The organism is Streptomyces sp. NPDC012769 (genome assembly GCF_042901205.1).
Taxonomy (GTDB): Bacteria; Actinomycetota; Actinomycetes; order Streptomycetales; family Streptomycetaceae; genus Streptomyces.
Genome location: NZ_JBIBCP010000002.1, coordinates 216,744 through 231,995, shown reverse-complemented (window position 1 = coordinate 231,995; position 15,252 = coordinate 216,744). Strand labels below are relative to the sequence as shown.

The following is a 15,252-nucleotide window of genomic DNA, read 5'->3' as shown; positions in this document are numbered from 1 at the left end:
GGGACCGGTCCAAGGTCGTGGCAGGGGACTACACGGGGGACGGCAAGTCCGACATCGGCATCCTGTACGACAACGGCCAGGCCACCGACGGCCGCAACCAGGCCGCCCTGTGGACCCTCGCCAGCACCGGGACCGACTTCACCAACCCGTCGAAGAAGTGGGACTCCGGCACCGGCAGCTGGAACGGCCAGGCCAGTAAGGTGACCTCGGGCGACTTCAACGGCGACGGCAAGACCGACGTCGGCGTCCTCTACAACTACGGCAACCAGGACAACGGCATCAACCGCACCGGCCTGTGGAAGTTCACCAGCACCGGCACCGACTTCGCCAACCCGGTGATGTCCTGGGACAGCACCAGCGTCGGCAGCTGGAACTGGATAGCGAGCGACCTCGCCTGAGGCGCCCCACTCCCACTGAACGTGCCCGCCGCACCCCTCCCTGTGCGGCGGGCACGCCCCGTTTCACCGCCCCGGCCCCGTCGACACGTACGCGTCGAAGCGGTCCCACCCCGGCCCCGACGGCAGCCGTACCGAACGCCAGCCGCGCGCGTGGGCGGGCGGGGCGGCGCCGGCCGGGACCAGGACGGCGACCGGCATGCGGCGGGCGGCGTCGGTGATGCCCTGCGGCGTGATGGCGGCGTCGTGGCCGCCGATCGCGCGGGAGGCGCAGCCGGTGTGGTAGGCGACCGGCACGTACTCCTCGCCGCTGACCAGGCAGGGCGGCCGGATGCCGTGCCCGTGCAGGGCGGCGGCGATGGAGGTGAAGTGCGTGTGGGCGGAGCGGCTGTTGGCCGAGGCGCCGGTGAGCACGGCGTACTGGACGGCGAGGTGGCCGAGGAGGAGGCCGGTGAGCAGTCCCAGGGCCGCCGGCCGCCGGGCCCCGCCGACCTTCCGGACCAGGGCGATCAGCGCCTCGCCGGCGGGCAGGGCCAGCAGGGCGTAGGCGGGCAGGAGGAAGCGGGGGGCCGCGTAGCCGACCGTGAAGAGGTACGGGGCGGCCAGCGAGAGCGCGGTCGCGGTGGCGAGGACGGCGGGGGCGCCCCGCCCGGCGCGGAAGGCGGCGGCGATGCCGGCGGCGACGGCGATCGGCAGCACGAACCACCACAGGGCGGTGACCGGGTGTTCCCAGGGCACGTCGCAGGGCCGGCACAGGGTGCGGCCGGCCAGGGCCCGCACATGGTCGTCGACGGACATGTACCAGCCCAGCGAGCCCTGGATCTCGTCGGCGCGCCGCAGCCTCGCGGCGAGGCCGCCGTACCGCGCGTACGCCTCGGTGATCCACGGCAGCGCGCCGAGCAGCGGGCCGGCCAGGAGCGCGGGGAACACCGCCGGCCGGCGGCGCCAGGCGGGCACGAGCAGTGCGGCCGCGAGGAGCGGCAGGGTGAGCCACAGTCCTTCGGCGGGTCGTAGCAGGGTGACGGCGCAGAGGGCGGCGCCGAGGCCGAGGAGCGGGTTCCTCGGCCTGGTGGTCGTGGTGGCGCGCAGGAAGCAGCCGACGGCGGCGAGGGCGCCGAACGCGCACCAGAGGTTGGGCATCACGCGCGGGCCGTAGAAGAGGGTGATCCACAGACTGGCGAAGAGGGCGCCGGCGGCGGTGAGCACGGCGGGCGGCAGGAGGCGGCGCCAGATCCACAGCGCGCCGAACAGGGCGGCTCCGGACAGCAGGGCCAGGTAGACGCGGATCGCGGTGGTGGAGGCGGTGACGGCGGCGACCGGGGCGACGAGGTAGGTGATGCCCCGGGCGCGGGGGGCGCTGAAGAAGGCGGGCGGGGCGTTGCCGCCGACCTGGCTGACGTAGACCGCCTCGTCCCAGCCGAGGCCGGATCCGGGGATGACGAGGGCGAGTTGGGCCAGGGTGAACAGCGCGGCGACGGCGGCCGGTCCGAGTGCGGTGCGCGGCGGCCGAAAACCGGTGGGTCGGGGTCGATCGGTGTCGGGGGCCGACGGTCTCGGCAGGGGAACGGTGCGGGGGCTCATCCGGTCCACGCTGCTGGCGGCCGGTGTCCGACGGCCAGGCGACTTACCGTGCGGGGCGGGGGCGTCACTCCGTCAGACCCATGCCGGACCGTCGGGGTGACGGTCCGTTGCAGGGCAGGCGCACCGGGGGCGGGCGCCGTCGGGACGGGTCCCGGTGCCTCCGTCGTGCCGGGTCCCGGGTGGCGGGCCTCACTCGTTTTCGGCCATCCCCGCCCTGTTGATCGGGATGAGGTTAGGCTAACCTACCCTCGACTTGCCCAGGCCGACCCCGGCTCGTACCGAAAGCGACATCGCCATGCCCAGCAACGCCCGAGCCACTTCCCTCACCCGCCGCGGCCTGCTTGCCGCGGGCGGCGCCCTCGGGCTCGGCGCCGCGCTCGCCGCCTGCGGCGACAAGGGTGGCGCCAAGGACGGCGGCTCCGCCAAGACCGGTGAGAAGGCCGGTCCGTGGGAGTTCACCGACGACCGTGGCCAGAAGGCGACGGCCAAGACCACCCCGAAGAACATCGTCGCCTTCACCGGCACCGCCGCCGCCCTGAAGGACTTCGGCGTCGAGGTCAAGGGCGTGTTCGGCCCGACCTACGTCGAGGACCCGAAGACCAAGGCGAAGAAGCCGGACGTCCAGGCCGGCGACCTCGACATCGCCAAGGTCACGGTCATCGGCAACGTCTGGGGCGAGTTCAAGATCGAGGAGTACCTCAAGCTCCAGCCCGAGCTCCTCATCACGGACATGTGGGAGAAGAACGACCTCTGGTACGTCCCGGCGGAGCAGAAGGAGAAGATCCTCAAGATCGCTCCGAGCGTCGCCCTGTGGGCCGCCGACAAGTCCATGCCGTCCGTGCTCCAGCGCCACGCCGACCTGGCCGCCTCGCTCGGCGCCGACGTGCAGACCGCGCAGATCAAGGCGGACAAGGCCCGCTTCGAGGCCGCCGCCGAGCGCCTGCGCAAGGCCGCCCAGGGCAAGAAGGACATCAAGGTCCTCATCGGCTCCGGCTCCCCGGACCTCTTCTACGTCTCCACGCCGGTCCGCCCGACCGACACGCTCTACTTCAAGGAGCTGGGCGTCAACATCGTCACGCCCACCAAGCTCGACCAGGGCGGCTGGTTCGAGGGCCTGAGCTGGGAGAACGTCGACAAGTACCAGGCCGACATCATCATGCTGGACAACCGCACCTCGGCCCTGCAGCCGGAGGCCCTGAAGGCCAAGCCGACCTGGGCCGCGCTGCCCGCCGTCAAGGCCGGCCAGGTGATCCCGCGCGTGACCGAGCCGATCTACTCGTACGCCAAGTGCGCCCCGCTCCTGGAGGACCTGGCGAAGGCCCTCGAGAACGCCAAGAAGGTGTCCTGACCCATGACGAACGCCGAGACCGCCCCGTTCCAGTTCTTCTCGCTCCAGGTCGACCGGACGCGGCGGCTCGGCCCGTCGCTGGTCCGCGTCACGTTCACCGGTGAGGACCTGAAGCGCTTCGCCGCCGGCGGCCGCGACCAGTCGCTGTCCCTCTTCCTGCCGCACCCGGGGCAGGACGCCCCGGCGCTGCCGCCGCTGGACGACCCGGACATGTACGCGATCCTGGGCGCCTACCGGGCGATGCCGCACGACGAGCGGGCGGTGATGCGCTCGTACACGGTCCGCGAGCAGCGCACCGAGCCGGTCGCCGAGGTGGACATCGACTTCGCGGTCCACGAGGACGGCGGACCCGCCTGCCGCTGGGCGCAGCACGCCAAGCCCGGCGACAAGGTGGTCGTGCTCGGGCCGGCGGTGGCCGACAACACGGGTGTGCGCTTCCGGCTGCCCGAGGACGCGGACTCGGTCCTCATCTGGGGCGACGAGACGGCCCTGCCGGCCGCCTCCGCGATCCTGGAGTGGCTGCCGGCCGAGACCCGCGCCCACGTCTACCTCGAAGTCCCCTACTCCGGCGACCGCATGGAGCTGGCGACCGAGGCCGACGCGACGATCACCTGGCTGGTGCGGGAGGAGGGCGCGCCGTCCGCCGTGGAGGCGATCACGGCCGCCGAGCTGCCCGGCGCGGATCCGTACGTCTGGATCGCGGGCGAGTCCGGTGTCGTGAAGGCGCTGCGCCGCCACTTCGTGCGCGAGCGCGGCCTGGACCGGCGCCGGGTGACGTTCGTGGGCTACTGGCGCAAGGGGCTGTCCGAGGACGCCCTGCGCGAGGTCCCGGACGAGACCCAGGAAGACGACCGCACGGACGCCTCGACGGACGCCCCGGCGGTCACCCCGACCGACGCCTCGACGGAGGCGTGACTCCTTTACCCCCACAGGGCGCACGGCCCCTCGGTCCTCCAAGGACCGGGGGGCCGTTGTGCGTTGAACTTAGGTTAGGCTAACCTTACTTTCGACCTCGCGGGGTTCGGTCCCCCGCTGCGTACCCCTCATCCCCGGAAGGGCCCCACATGCGCTCCCACCTGCTCAACGACACGACGGCGGAGGCATACCGACGCACCGTCACCGAAGGTGTGGAGCGGGTGGCGAGGAAACTCGCCACCACGCGCGGCCCGTTCACCGGGGTCACGCCCGCCGAGCTCGCCCCCGTCGTCGACGCCGTCGACCTCGACCGGCCGCTCGGCGACGCCGCCGCCGCCCTCGACGAGCTGGAGGACGTCTACCTCCGCGACGCGGTCTACTTCCACCACCCGCGCTACCTGGCGCACCTCAACTGCCCGGTGGTGATCCCCGCCGTCCTGGGCGAGGCCGTGCTCTCCGCCGTCAACTCCTCCCTGGACACCTGGGACCAGAGCGCCGGCGGCACCCTCATCGAGCGCAAGCTCATCGACTGGACCACCGGCCGGATCGGCCTCGGCCCGCTCGCCGACGGCGTGTTCACCAGCGGCGGCACCCAGTCCAACCTCCAGGCGCTGCTGCTGGCCCGCGAGGAGACCGGGACGAAGGACCTCTCGAAACTGCGGATCTTCTCCTCCGAGTGCAGCCACTTCAGCGTCCAGAAGTCGGCCACCCTGCTCGGCCTCGGCGCCGACGCCGTCATCTCCATCCCGGTCGACCGCCACCGCCGCATGCAGTCCGTCGTCCTCGCCGCCGAGCTGGAGGCCTGCCGCGCCGAGGGCCTGATCCCGATGGCGATCGTCGCCACCGCCGGCACCACCGACTTCGGCTCCATCGACCCGCTGCCCGAGATCGCCGCCCTGGCCGCCGAGTACGGCGCCTGGATGCACGTGGACGCGGCCTACGGCTGCGGACTGCTCGCCTCCCCCACCCGCCGCCACCTCCTGGACGGCATCGAGCGGGCCGACTCGGTCACCGTCGACTACCACAAGTCCTTCTTCCAGCCGGTGAGCTCCTCGGCCGTGCTGGTCCGCGACGGCGCGACCCTGCGCCACGCCACGTACCACGCGGACTACCTCAACCCGCGCCGCACGCTGGCCGAGCAGATCCCCAACCAGGTCGACAAGTCCCTCCAGACCACCCGCCGCTTCGACGCCCTCAAGCTGTGGATGACCCTGCGCGTCATGGGCGCCGACGGCGTCGGCGAGCTCTTCGACGAGGTCTGCGACCTGGCCCGGGCCGGATTCGAGCTGCTCGCCGCCGACCCGCGCTACGACGTGGTCGTCGAGCCGCAGCTGTCCACCCTCGTCTACCGCTACATCCCCGAGGCCGTCACCTCGCCCGCCGACATCGACCGCGCCAACCTCTACGCCCGCAAGGCCCTGTTCGCCTCCGGCGAGGCAGCCGTGGCCGGCACCAAGGTCGACGGCAAGCAGTACCTCAAGTTCACCTTGCTCAACCCCGAGACGACCGTGGCGGACATCGCCGCCGTCCTCGATCTGATCGCCGGCCACGCCGAGCAGTACCTGGGAGAGAACCTTGTCCACGCCTGATACGACGACCGACACGTACGACTTCATCGGCATCGGGCTCGGTCCCTTCAACCTCGGCCTCGCCTGCCTCACCGAGCCCATCGACGAGCTGAACGGCCTCTTCATCGAGTCCAAGCCGGACTTCGAGTGGCACTCCGGCATGTTCCTGGAGGGCGCGCACCTCCAGACGCCCTTCATGTCGGACCTCGTCACCCTCGCCGACCCGACCTCCCCCTACTCCTTCCTGCAGTACCTGAAGGAGAAGGGCCGGCTGTACTCCTTCTACATCCGCGAGAACTTCTATCCGCTGCGGACCGAGTACAACGACTACTGCCGCTGGGCCGCCGGGAAGCTCTCCTCCGTCCGCTTCTCCACCACCGTCTCGGCCGTCACGTTCGACGAGCCGGCGCAGGAGTACGTGGTCGCCACCACCTCCGGCGAAACGTTCCGCTGCCGCAAGCTCGTCCTCGGCACCGGCACCCCGCCGTACGTCCCCGAGTCCTGCCGGGACCTCGGCGGCGACCTCATCCACAACTCGCGCTACCTCCCGAGCAAGGAGGCGCTGCAGAAGAAGAAGTCGATCACCCTGGTCGGCAGCGGCCAGAGCGCCGCCGAGATCTACTACGACCTGCTCAGCGAGATCGACGTCCACCGGTACCGGCTCAACTGGGTGACCCGCTCCCCGCGCTTCTTCCCGCTGGAGTACACCAAGCTCACCCTGGAGATGACCTCCCCCGAGTACGTGGACTACTTCCACGCGCTCCCCGAGCGGACCCGCTACCGCCTGGAGACGGAGCAGAAGGGCCTGTTCAAGGGCATCGACGGCGAACTCATCGACGCCATCTTCGACCTGCTCTACCAGAAGAACCTGGCCGGCCCCGTCCCCACCCGGCTGCTCACCAACTCCGCGCTGCACACCGCCGCGTACGACGAGGCCGGCGGCACGTACACGCTCGGCTTCCGCCAGGAGGAGCAGGAGAAGGACTTCGAGCTGGAGACCGAGGGCCTGATCCTCGCCACCGGCTACAAGTACGCCGTCCCCGCCTTCCTGGAGCCGGTCAGGGACCGCCTCCGCTGGGACTCCCAGGGCCGCTTCGACGTGGCCCGCAACTACTCGGTGGACGCCACCGGCCGCGGGGTCTTCCTGCAGAACGCCGGCGTCCACACCCACTCGATCACCTCGCCCGACCTGGGCATGGGCCCGTACCGGAACGCCTACATCATCGGAGAGATGCTGGGTCGCGAGTACTACCCCGTCGAGAAGACCATCGCGTTCCAGGAGTTCGCCGTATGACCGCGCACGACATCAGCATCCGCCCCCTCGACCCCCTCAAGGACGCGGAACTGATCCATCCCTGGGTCACCGACCCCAAGGCCGCCTTCTGGATGATGCAGGGCTTCAAACTGCAGGACGTCGAGCGCGAGTACATGGCGATCGCCGCGAACCCGCACCACGACGCCTTCATAGGCAGCGTGGACGGCGAGCCCGCCTTCCTCATGGAGCGCTACGACCCGGCGAAGGTCGAGCTGGTCGGGCTCTACGAGCCGCTCCCCGGTGACGTCGGCATGCACTTCCTCGTCGCCCCCACCGACACCCCGGTGCACGGCTTCACCCGCCGGGTGATCACCGCCGTGATGACCGAACTGTTCGCCGACCCGGCGACCGCCCGCGTGGTCGTCGAGCCGGACGTCCGCAACGCCGCCGTCCACGCCCTCAACGAGGCCGTCGGCTTCGTGCCCGAGCGCGAGATCCAGAAGCCGGAGAAGAAGGCCCTGCTGAGCTTCTGCACGCGGGCCCAGTTCGAGGCCGCCACGGGAGCCGCCGTATGACCGCCAAGGCCGCCCCGACCGCCAAGGCCGCCAAGACCGCGGCCGCCGTCGCCCACCTCACCCCCGAGCGCTGGGCCGACGCCAACCGCGCCCTGATCCGCAAGGGCCTCGCCGAGTTCACCCACGAGCGCCTGCTCGACCCGCAGGAGCTCGGCGACAGCCGCTACCGGGTCCTCAGCGACGACGGCAGCACCGAGTACCGCTTCACCGCCGACCGGTTCGCCCTGGACCACTGGCAGGTCTACCCGGACTCCATCAGCCGCCACCGCGGCAGCGAGCAGCTCCCGCTCGACGCCCTGCAGTTCATCACCGAGCTGCGCGGCTCGCTCGGCCTGAGCGACGAGATCCTCCCGGTCTACCTGGAGGAGATCTCCTCCACCCTGTCCGGTACGGCGTACAAGGCCACCAAGCCGCGCGTCACCGCCACCGAGCTGGCCCGGGCCGGCTTCCAGGCGATCGAGACCGGGATGACCGAGGGTCACCCCTGCTTCGTCGCCAACAACGGGCGGCTCGGCTTCGGCGTCGACGAGTACCACGCCTACGCCCCCGAGGCCGCCGCCCCGATCCACCTGGTGTGGCTGGCCGCGCACCGCGACCGCGCCACCTTCACGGCCGGCGCGGACCTGGAGTACGACTCCTTCATCCGTGCCGAGCTCGGCGACGAGGCGGTCGACGGCTTCGCCGCCGTCCTGGCCGAGCGGGGCCTGGACCTCGCCGACTACCTGCTGATGCCGGCGCACCCGTGGCAGTGGTGGAACAAGCTGTCCGTCACCTTCGCCGCCGAGGTCGCCCAGCAGCGGCTGGTGTACCTGGGCGAGGGCGACGACGCCTACCTGGCGCAGCAGTCCATCCGTACCTTCTTCAACACCTCCGACCCCGCCAAGCACTACGTGAAGACGGCGATGTCCGTCCTCAACATGGGTTTCATGCGGGGCCTGTCGGCCGCCTACATGGAGGCCACCCCGGCCATCAACGACTGGCTGGCCGGTCTGATCGAGTCCGACTCCGTCCTGAAGGCGGCCCGCTTCTCGATCATCCGCGAGCGCGCGGCCATCGGCTACCGGCACCTGGAGTACGAGGCCGCCACCGACCGCTACTCGCCCTACCGCAAGATGCTGGCCGCGCTGTGGCGCGAGTCCCCGGTGCCGTCCCTCGCCGAGGGCGAGCGGCTCGCGACCATGGCCTCGCTGCTGCACGTCGACCACGCGGGCGCGTCCTTCGCGGGCGCCCTGATCAAGGAGTCGGGCCTCGCCCCGGCCGAGTGGCTGCGGGCGTACCTGGACGCCTACCTCCTCCCGATCCTGCACTGCTTCTACGCGTACGACCTGGTCTACATGCCGCACGGCGAGAACGTGATCCTCGTCCTCGACGAGCGGGGCGCGGTCTCCCGGGCGATCTTCAAGGACATCGCCGAGGAGATCTGCGTCATGGACCCGGACGCGGTGCTGCCGCCCGCGGTGGAGCGGATCCGTGCCGAGGTCCCCGAGGACATGAAGCTGCTGTCCGTCTTCACGGACGTCTTCGACTGCTTCTTCCGCTTCCTCGGCGCCACGCTGGCCGCGGAGGGCGTGGTCGGCGAGGACGAGTTCTGGCGGGCGGTCGCCGAGTGCGTCAAGGGCTACCAGGACTCCAAGCCGGAGCTGGCGGACCGGTTCGCGCAGTACGACATCTTCGCGGAGACCTTCGCGCTGTCCGCGCTCAACCGTCTCCAGCTGCGCAACAACAAGCAGATGGTGGACCTGGCGGACCCGTCCGCCGCGCTCCAGCTCGTCGGCGACCTGGTCAACCCCATCGCGCCCTTCGCGCGCCACTGAGACCGCCGGCCGGCGTCACCAGGCCCTCGCCGGCCGGCAGCATCCAGGGCGGGCGCACTCCCGAGGACGGTCCCTCGGAAGTGCGCCCGCTCTTGCGCGTGACCGCTCCCCTCCGTTCGGGCGATCACCCTGTGTCACGGGGGCGGTGGGTCGACTACGGAGGGTGGCTGTGGCAGCTTGGCTGCGTGATGACTCGAATCGCCCGTGGACTCGCTTGCACGGCACTGATGGTGGGCCTTGCCGGCACGGCCGCTTGCGGGGGCGAATCCGATGAGAGACAGGCCGGGCCCACGGATACCACGGACACACCGACGGAGAGCCCTGATCCGAGGACCACGCTCTTCCCGGGCAAGGGCGGCGGACGGGCGGCCCCGGTCCGGGTGCCGACGACCCAGGTGGACGAACCCGCGTACGTCAACGTACCTGTCAGCATGGACGGCGAGACGACCCTGGAGGGCGTCGACACGAGCGTCGATAGCGGCAACGCGGACGCGACGGCCGATCTCGGCAGCTGCTCCGGCGCCATGTCTCGCGGCGAGACGTGTGAGATCACCATGCAGGTCACGGCGTACGAGCCGGGGCCGTACTCCGGCGTGCTGACCGTCGAGACCTCCGCGGGCGAAACCCTCACCGTGCCCTTCTCCGGTCAGGCGGTCGGTGACGATCCCACGGCGACCACGTCGCCGGCGCCCGAGACCCCCGAGCCCACCGACCCGACCCCGACCATCGACCCGACCGAGAGCCCCGACCCCGGCATCACCTGACGGACGAGGTCATCTCCACCCGTACGGAGTTGTCGTCCGGCAGTACGACCGTCAAATGGTCGTCCCACCGTGAGGCGTGGGAGACCAGATAGAAGCGGGTCGGGGACTTCACGAGCAGTCGGAAGCCGTTGTACTGGTGCCGGTACGGGCCTTTGGCGGCGCCCTGGTCCTCGTAGGTGATGTCCTTGGCGTGGTGCTTGAACGGGATCCTCGAGTAGACCACGACTCGCAGGCTCTTCTGGTGTCCGCCGTCCATGACCTCCCAGGCGGCGCTCCTCCCCGCCTCCCCCACGTACCGGGTCGTGCCGAAGAACAGACTCATGGCCAGCAACCCGATGAGCAGGGCGCCGCCGGCGGACCACATCCGGTCGGTGGTCCCCTCGTGCCGGCGCGGGTTCTCGGCGCTCCGCTGGAGATGCTGCTGGACGGCGAAGAACGCCAGCGTGGCACCCAGCGCCACCATGAGGGGCGGCACGAACTGGGCCCACCACCAGATCTCGGGCAGGCGCAGGGGGCTCCATCCTCCGAAAAAGGACGGGGACCCCAGCAGCACCAGGAGGATACCGGCGGCGAGGAGCCACCGGCTCACCAGGCGCCGCTGGCGTTCCTTGCCGGGACGGGCCAGCACATGGCCGACCCGGCCGAGGGCGAGCAGCACGATCAGTCCGCAGACGAGCAGAAACCACACCGGGCCGAAGACCGCCTCGGGGCTCTTGGCCAGATACGTCTGGATGGAGAGCTGAAGGTCGGCCGGCGGCACTCCGAAGGCGGCGTAGTAGGAGTCGGTGTACAGGCTGCCGAAGTAGTAGAGCAGGCCGATGACAGCGGTCCCCGGCGCCACCACGTACGCCGCCTTGTCGAAGAACGTCCCCATCGGGGGCGGCGGCGACGCGCGGCCGGGGGCGGGCGCGCGCTCAGGCGCCGGCCGGGACGGCTCCTCTCGCGGCTCGGACATGCCGTCAGTCTCCGGTCAGCCGCCCGGCCCCGCACGCAGAGCGCGGCCGGGCGGCTGACGCCCGGTCTACTCCCAGGGCACCTGGGCCGAGCGGTGGTACGCGATCCCCAGCGCCTCGAACCGCGGCCCCTGCGCCGCGAGCCGCAGCCGGTACGCCTCCCAGTCGTGCGTGGCCGCCGGTGACCAGCCCAGTTCGGCCACGCCCGGCAGGCGGGGGAAGGCCATCGTGTCGATGTGGGCGTTCGTGGAGATGGTCTCGGTCCACAGCGGCGCCTCGACACCCGCGATCGCCGTCTCCGGGACTCCGGCCAGGTACGCGCCGGGGTTCCAGTCGTAGGAGCGGCGCACGTCCACGTATCCGGCCCAGGACAGGCCGAGCGGGGTGTCCTTGTCGTACTTCATGTCGAGGTAGACCCGGTCGGCCGGCGACAGGATCAGGCCGGTCCCGGCCCGCGCCGCCGCCGCGACCCGTTCCTTCTCGGCGGCCGAGGTGCGGTCCAGGCCCCAGTACTGGGCGAGCGCGCCCGGCGCGGGCCGGGCGCCGGTGAGCTGGTGCCAGCCGATGACGGTCTTGCCGTACTTCGCGACGACCGGCTGCACGCGGTCCATGAAGGCGACGTAGTCGGCGTGGCTGGTGGAGTGCGCCTCGTCGCCGCCGATGTGGAGGTAGCGGCCGGGGGTGAGTGCGGCCAGTTCGCGGATCACGTCGTCCACGAAGTCGTAGGTGATCTCCTTCGGCACGCACAGCGAGCTGAAGCCGACCTCCGTGCCCGTATAGAGGGGACGGGCGACGCCGTCGCAGTTGAGCTCGGCGTAGGAGGCGAGGGCCGCGTTGGTGTGGCCCGGCATGTCGATCTCGGGGACGACCTCCTGGTAGCGGGAGGCGGCGTAGCGGACGATCTCCCGGTAGTCGTCCTTGGTGTAGAAGCCGCCGGGGCCGCCGCCGACCTGGGTGGAGCCGCCGTGGGTGGCGAGGCGCGGCCAGGAGTCGACGGCGATGCGCCAGCCCTGGTCGTCGCTCAGGTGCAGATGCAGCTTGTTGATCTTGTAGAGGGCGAGCTGGTCGATGTACCGCTTGACCTGGTCGACCGTGAAGAAGTGGCGGGAGACGTCGAGCATCGCGCCCCGGTAGGCGTAGCGCGGGGTGTCGGTGACGGTGCCGCCGGCGATCCGCCAGGGTCCGGGCTGCGGGGACCGCCTCTCCACGGCGGCGGGCAGCTGCTGGCGCAGGGTCTGCACCCCGCGGAAGAGCCCGGCGGGCGCGCGGGCGGTGAGGGTGACGCCGCCGCGGCCGGAGCGCAGTTCGTAACCCTCGTCGCCGAGGGCGCCTGCGCGGGGGTCGAGCCGGAGCAGGATGCCGCCGCGGGCCTCGCGGGCGTCGACGAGGGGCAGCGGATAGCCGGTGGAGGGGCGGAGCAGACCGGCGAGGTAGCGGCCGATCTCCCGGACCCGCGGGTCGTCGGAGCCGACGCGGACGGCGGTGGTGCGGCTGAGGGTGTACGGCGCTCCGCCGGGGGTGACGGAGGCGGGCGCGGGGACGACGGCGCCGAGGGGCCGTGCGACGGTGCCGCCGGCTTTCGGGGCGGTCGTCACGCCGAGGGACGCCAGGCCGGCGGCGATCAGGAGGAGTGAACCGAGAAGGCGCGGAAACGTTCTGCGCTGTCTCACGGGCATGTCCCTTCGATGGGAGCGCGGTGGCGGGCAGGTGCGTGTCCGAACGGTCACCATGCGTACCGCGTGCCCCATCACCGGTCAAGGTGTAGACCAATTGGACCGTTCGAGGGTGTGATCAAGACCTCGACTGCCCGAAATCGGGCAGGATTCTTGCAATGCCCTCCCGATACCCCGCAATATTCACGGGTGCTCGAACGCCGACCGTCGCACGACGACCTCATCGACCATCTGGTCCGCAGCACCGCGCTCCAGCGCGGTGAGGCCGCCCGGGTGGTGCTCGACGTGCTGGCGTACTTCGACGAGTCGACCGAGGAGTTCGTGCGGCGCCGCCACCGCGAGCTCCAGTCCGGCGGCTCGGTGAACGCCGAGATCTTCGAACGGATCGCGGCCGAACTGCCGCACCGCGCCGTGGCGCCACCGGAGCTCTCCCTCCGGCAGCTGCGCCGCATCGTCTACGGCTGATCCTCCGCACGAGCGGACGGACGGGCACACCCACTGACTCTGGAGGACTGACACCTTTATGTGCGGAATCGTCGGTTACATCGGCAAGCGCGACGTGGCTCCCCTGCTCCTCGAAGGACTGCAGCGGCTGGAGTACCGGGGTTACGACTCCGCCGGCATCGTCGTCACCAGCCCCAAGGCCGCCGGCCTGAAGATGGTGAAGGCCAAGGGCCGCGTCCGCGACCTGGAGGCCCGGGTCCCCAAGCGCTTCGCCGGCACCACCGGCATCGCGCACACCCGCTGGGCCACCCACGGCGCCCCGAGCGACGTCAACGCCCACCCGCACCTCGACCCCGAGAACAAGGTCGCCGTCGTCCACAACGGCATCGTCGACAACGCGGCCGAGCTGCGCGCCAAGCTGGAGGCCGACGGCGTCGTCTTCGCCTCCGAGACCGACACCGAGGTCATCACCCACCTCATCGCCCGCTCCCAGGCCGACTCCCTGGAGGAGAAGGTCCGCGAGGCGCTCAAGCACATCGAGGGCACCTACGGCATCGCCGTCATGCACGCCGACTTCAACGACCGCATCGTGGTGGCCCGCAACGGCTCCCCGGTCGTCCTCGGCATCGGCGAGAAGGAGATGTTCGTCGCCTCCGACGTCGCCGCCCTCGTCACCCACACCCGCCAGGTCGTCACCCTCGACGACGGCGAGATGGCCACCCTCAAGGCCGACGACTTCCGCACGTACACGACGACGGGCGCGTCCACCACCGCCACCCCGGAGACCGTCGAGTGGGAGGCCGCCTCCTACGACATGGGCGGCCACGACACGTACATGCACAAGGAGATCTCCGAGCAGCCCGACGCGGTCGACCGCGTGCTGCGCGGCCGGATCGACGACCGCTTCTCCACCGTGCACCTCGGCGGCCTCAACCTGGACGCCCGCGAGGCCCGCTCCATCCGCCGCATCAAGATCCTCGGCTGCGGCACCTCGTACCACGCCGGTCTCATCGGCGCGTCCCTCATCGAGGGCATGGCCCGCATCCCGGCCGACGCCGAGCCGGCCTCCGAGTTCCGCTACCGCAACCCGGTCGTGGACCCCGACACCCTCTACATCGCCGTCTCCCAGTCCGGCGAGACCTACGACGTGCTGGCCGCCGTCCAGGAGCTCAAGCGCAAGGGCGCCCGCGTCCTCGGCGTCGTCAACGTGGTCGGCTCGGCCATCGCCCGCGAGGCCGACGGCGGCGTCTACGTCCACGCCGGCCCCGAGGTCTGCGTCGTCTCCACCAAGTGCTTCACCAACACGGTGGTCGCCTTCGCGCTGCTCGCCCTGCACCTCGGCCGCATCCGCGACCTGTCCGTCACCGACGGCAAGCGGATCATCGAGGGCCTGCGCAAGCTGCCCGGCCAGATCGAGGAGATCCTCAAGACCGAGGACGAGATCAAGAAGCTGGCCCAGGAGTACGCCGGCGCCCAGTCGATGATGTTCATCGGCCGTGTCCGGGGCTACCCGGTCGCCCTGGAGGCCTCCCTCAAGCTGAAGGAGATCTCCTACATCCACGCCGAGGCCTACCCGGCCTCCGAGCTGAAGCACGGCCCGCTCGCCCTCATCGAGCCGGCCCTGCCGACGGTCGCCATCGTCCCCGACGACGACCTGCTGGAGAAGAACCGCGCCGCCCTGGAGGAGATCAAGGCCCGCAGCGGCCGCATCCTCGCGGTCGCCCACCAGCCGCAGGAGAAGGCCGACCACACCATCGTCGTGCCGAAGAACGAGGACGAGCTCGACCCCATCCTGATGGGCATCCCGCTCCAGCTCCTCGCCTACCACACGGCGCTCGCCATGGGCCGCGACATCGACAAGCCGCGCAACCTGGCCAAGTCCGTCACGGTCGAGTAGCGGAGGGTCCGGGCCTGTCCCCCGGACGCCGCACGCCGGGCCTGTCCCCCGGCGTCGACCGGACACGAAA

The 15,252-nt window shown here is 71.0% G+C and carries 13 protein-coding genes; 10 read left to right on the top strand and 3 right to left on the bottom strand.

Features of this window, described 5'->3' with window-relative positions:
- On the top strand, window positions 1–398 hold a 398-nt coding region (locus ACFY7C_RS09905; RefSeq protein WP_389646609.1), incomplete at its 5' end, for an FG-GAP-like repeat-containing protein.
- A gap of 63 nt (window positions 399–461) precedes the next feature.
- Here ACFY7C_RS09905 and ACFY7C_RS09900 read toward each other — a convergent pair.
- Entirely contained in the window at window positions 462–1,976 is a 1,515-nt protein-coding gene (locus ACFY7C_RS09900) for a hypothetical protein (RefSeq protein WP_389646606.1), read from the bottom strand.
- 295 nt (window positions 1,977–2,271) lie between these two features.
- On the opposite strand from ACFY7C_RS09900, the gene ACFY7C_RS09895 reads away from it, so the two are divergent.
- The 7 genes from ACFY7C_RS09895 to ACFY7C_RS09865 all read left to right on the top strand — a co-directional run bounded on the left by ACFY7C_RS09895 (window position 2,272) and on the right by ACFY7C_RS09865 (window position 10,215).
- Window positions 2,272–3,324 (top strand): ABC transporter substrate-binding protein, encoded by a 1,053-nt coding sequence (locus ACFY7C_RS09895; protein WP_389646603.1) that lies wholly within the window; start codon window positions 2,272–2,274, stop codon window positions 3,322–3,324.
- A gap of 3 nt (window positions 3,325–3,327) precedes the next feature.
- Window positions 3,328–4,239: a siderophore-interacting protein gene (locus ACFY7C_RS09890; protein WP_389646600.1), complete on the top strand. Its 912-nt coding sequence runs from the start codon at window positions 3,328–3,330 to the stop codon at window positions 4,237–4,239.
- 149 nt (window positions 4,240–4,388) lie between these two features.
- Window positions 4,389–5,828: a pyridoxal phosphate-dependent decarboxylase family protein gene (locus tag ACFY7C_RS09885; RefSeq protein ID WP_389646597.1), complete on the top strand. Its 1,440-nt coding sequence runs from the start codon at window positions 4,389–4,391 to the stop codon at window positions 5,826–5,828.
- Window positions 5,815–7,101, top strand: coding sequence for a lysine N(6)-hydroxylase/L-ornithine N(5)-oxygenase family protein (locus ACFY7C_RS09880; protein ID WP_389646594.1), 1,287 nt, complete (start codon window positions 5,815–5,817; stop codon window positions 7,099–7,101). The genes ACFY7C_RS09885 and ACFY7C_RS09880 overlap by 14 nt, the downstream gene beginning before the upstream one ends.
- On the top strand, window positions 7,098–7,637 hold the full coding sequence (locus ACFY7C_RS09875; protein WP_389646591.1) for a GNAT family N-acetyltransferase: 540 nt from the start codon (window positions 7,098–7,100) through the stop codon (window positions 7,635–7,637). The genes ACFY7C_RS09880 and ACFY7C_RS09875 overlap by 4 nt, the downstream gene beginning before the upstream one ends.
- On the top strand, window positions 7,634–9,451 hold the full coding sequence (locus tag ACFY7C_RS09870; RefSeq protein WP_389646589.1) for an IucA/IucC family protein: 1,818 nt from the start codon (window positions 7,634–7,636) through the stop codon (window positions 9,449–9,451). Before ACFY7C_RS09875 ends, ACFY7C_RS09870 begins: the two co-directional genes overlap by 4 nt.
- Window positions 9,452–9,882: 431 nt before the next feature.
- On the top strand, window positions 9,883–10,215 hold the full coding sequence (locus ACFY7C_RS09865; RefSeq protein WP_389646586.1) for a hypothetical protein: 333 nt from the start codon (window positions 9,883–9,885) through the stop codon (window positions 10,213–10,215).
- Here ACFY7C_RS09865 and ACFY7C_RS09860 read toward each other — a convergent pair.
- Both ACFY7C_RS09860 and ACFY7C_RS09855 read right to left on the bottom strand, forming a co-directional pair.
- Window positions 10,208–11,170, bottom strand: coding sequence for a hypothetical protein (locus tag ACFY7C_RS09860; RefSeq protein ID WP_389646583.1), 963 nt, complete (start codon window positions 11,168–11,170; stop codon window positions 10,208–10,210). The genes ACFY7C_RS09865 and ACFY7C_RS09860 overlap by 8 nt on opposite strands.
- Before the next feature lie 66 nt (window positions 11,171–11,236).
- On the bottom strand, window positions 11,237–12,844 hold the full coding sequence (locus ACFY7C_RS09855) for a beta-N-acetylhexosaminidase (RefSeq protein WP_389646580.1): 1,608 nt from the start codon (window positions 12,842–12,844) through the stop codon (window positions 11,237–11,239).
- A 186-nt stretch (window positions 12,845–13,030) separates the two neighbouring features.
- Between ACFY7C_RS09855 and ACFY7C_RS09850 the strand changes: the two genes are divergently transcribed.
- A complete protein-coding gene (locus tag ACFY7C_RS09850; protein ID WP_345488104.1) occupies window positions 13,031–13,306 on the top strand; it encodes a hypothetical protein in 276 nt (91 codons plus the stop codon).
- Window positions 13,307–13,364: 58 nt separating this feature from the next.
- A complete protein-coding gene (glmS, locus tag ACFY7C_RS09845) occupies window positions 13,365–15,182 on the top strand; it encodes a glutamine--fructose-6-phosphate transaminase (isomerizing) (protein ID WP_389646577.1) in 1,818 nt (605 codons plus the stop codon).
- The last annotated feature ends 70 nt before the right edge of the window (window positions 15,183–15,252 follow it).

Excerpts from the sequence above, each read along its gene's own strand:
- glmS (WP_389646577.1), top strand. The coding sequence starts at position 13,365 with ATGTGCGGAATCGTCGGTTACATCGGCAAGCGCGACGTGGCTCCCCTG.
- ACFY7C_RS09870 (WP_389646589.1), top strand. The coding sequence starts at position 7,634 with ATGACCGCCAAGGCCGCCCCGACCGCCAAGGCCGCCAAGACCGCGGCC.
- ACFY7C_RS09875 (WP_389646591.1), top strand. The coding sequence starts at position 7,098 with ATGACCGCGCACGACATCAGCATCCGCCCCCTCGACCCCCTCAAGGAC.
- ACFY7C_RS09855 (WP_389646580.1), bottom strand. The coding sequence starts at position 12,844 with ATGCCCGTGAGACAGCGCAGAACGTTTCCGCGCCTTCTCGGTTCACTC.
- ACFY7C_RS09865 (WP_389646586.1), top strand. The coding sequence starts at position 9,883 with ATGGACGGCGAGACGACCCTGGAGGGCGTCGACACGAGCGTCGATAGC.
- ACFY7C_RS09885 (WP_389646597.1), top strand. The coding sequence starts at position 4,389 with ATGCGCTCCCACCTGCTCAACGACACGACGGCGGAGGCATACCGACGC.
- ACFY7C_RS09895 (WP_389646603.1), top strand. The coding sequence starts at position 2,272 with ATGCCCAGCAACGCCCGAGCCACTTCCCTCACCCGCCGCGGCCTGCTT.
- ACFY7C_RS09860 (WP_389646583.1), bottom strand. The coding sequence starts at position 11,170 with ATGTCCGAGCCGCGAGAGGAGCCGTCCCGGCCGGCGCCTGAGCGCGCG.
- ACFY7C_RS09900 (WP_389646606.1), bottom strand. The coding sequence starts at position 1,976 with ATGAGCCCCCGCACCGTTCCCCTGCCGAGACCGTCGGCCCCCGACACC.
- ACFY7C_RS09890 (WP_389646600.1), top strand. The coding sequence starts at position 3,328 with ATGACGAACGCCGAGACCGCCCCGTTCCAGTTCTTCTCGCTCCAGGTC.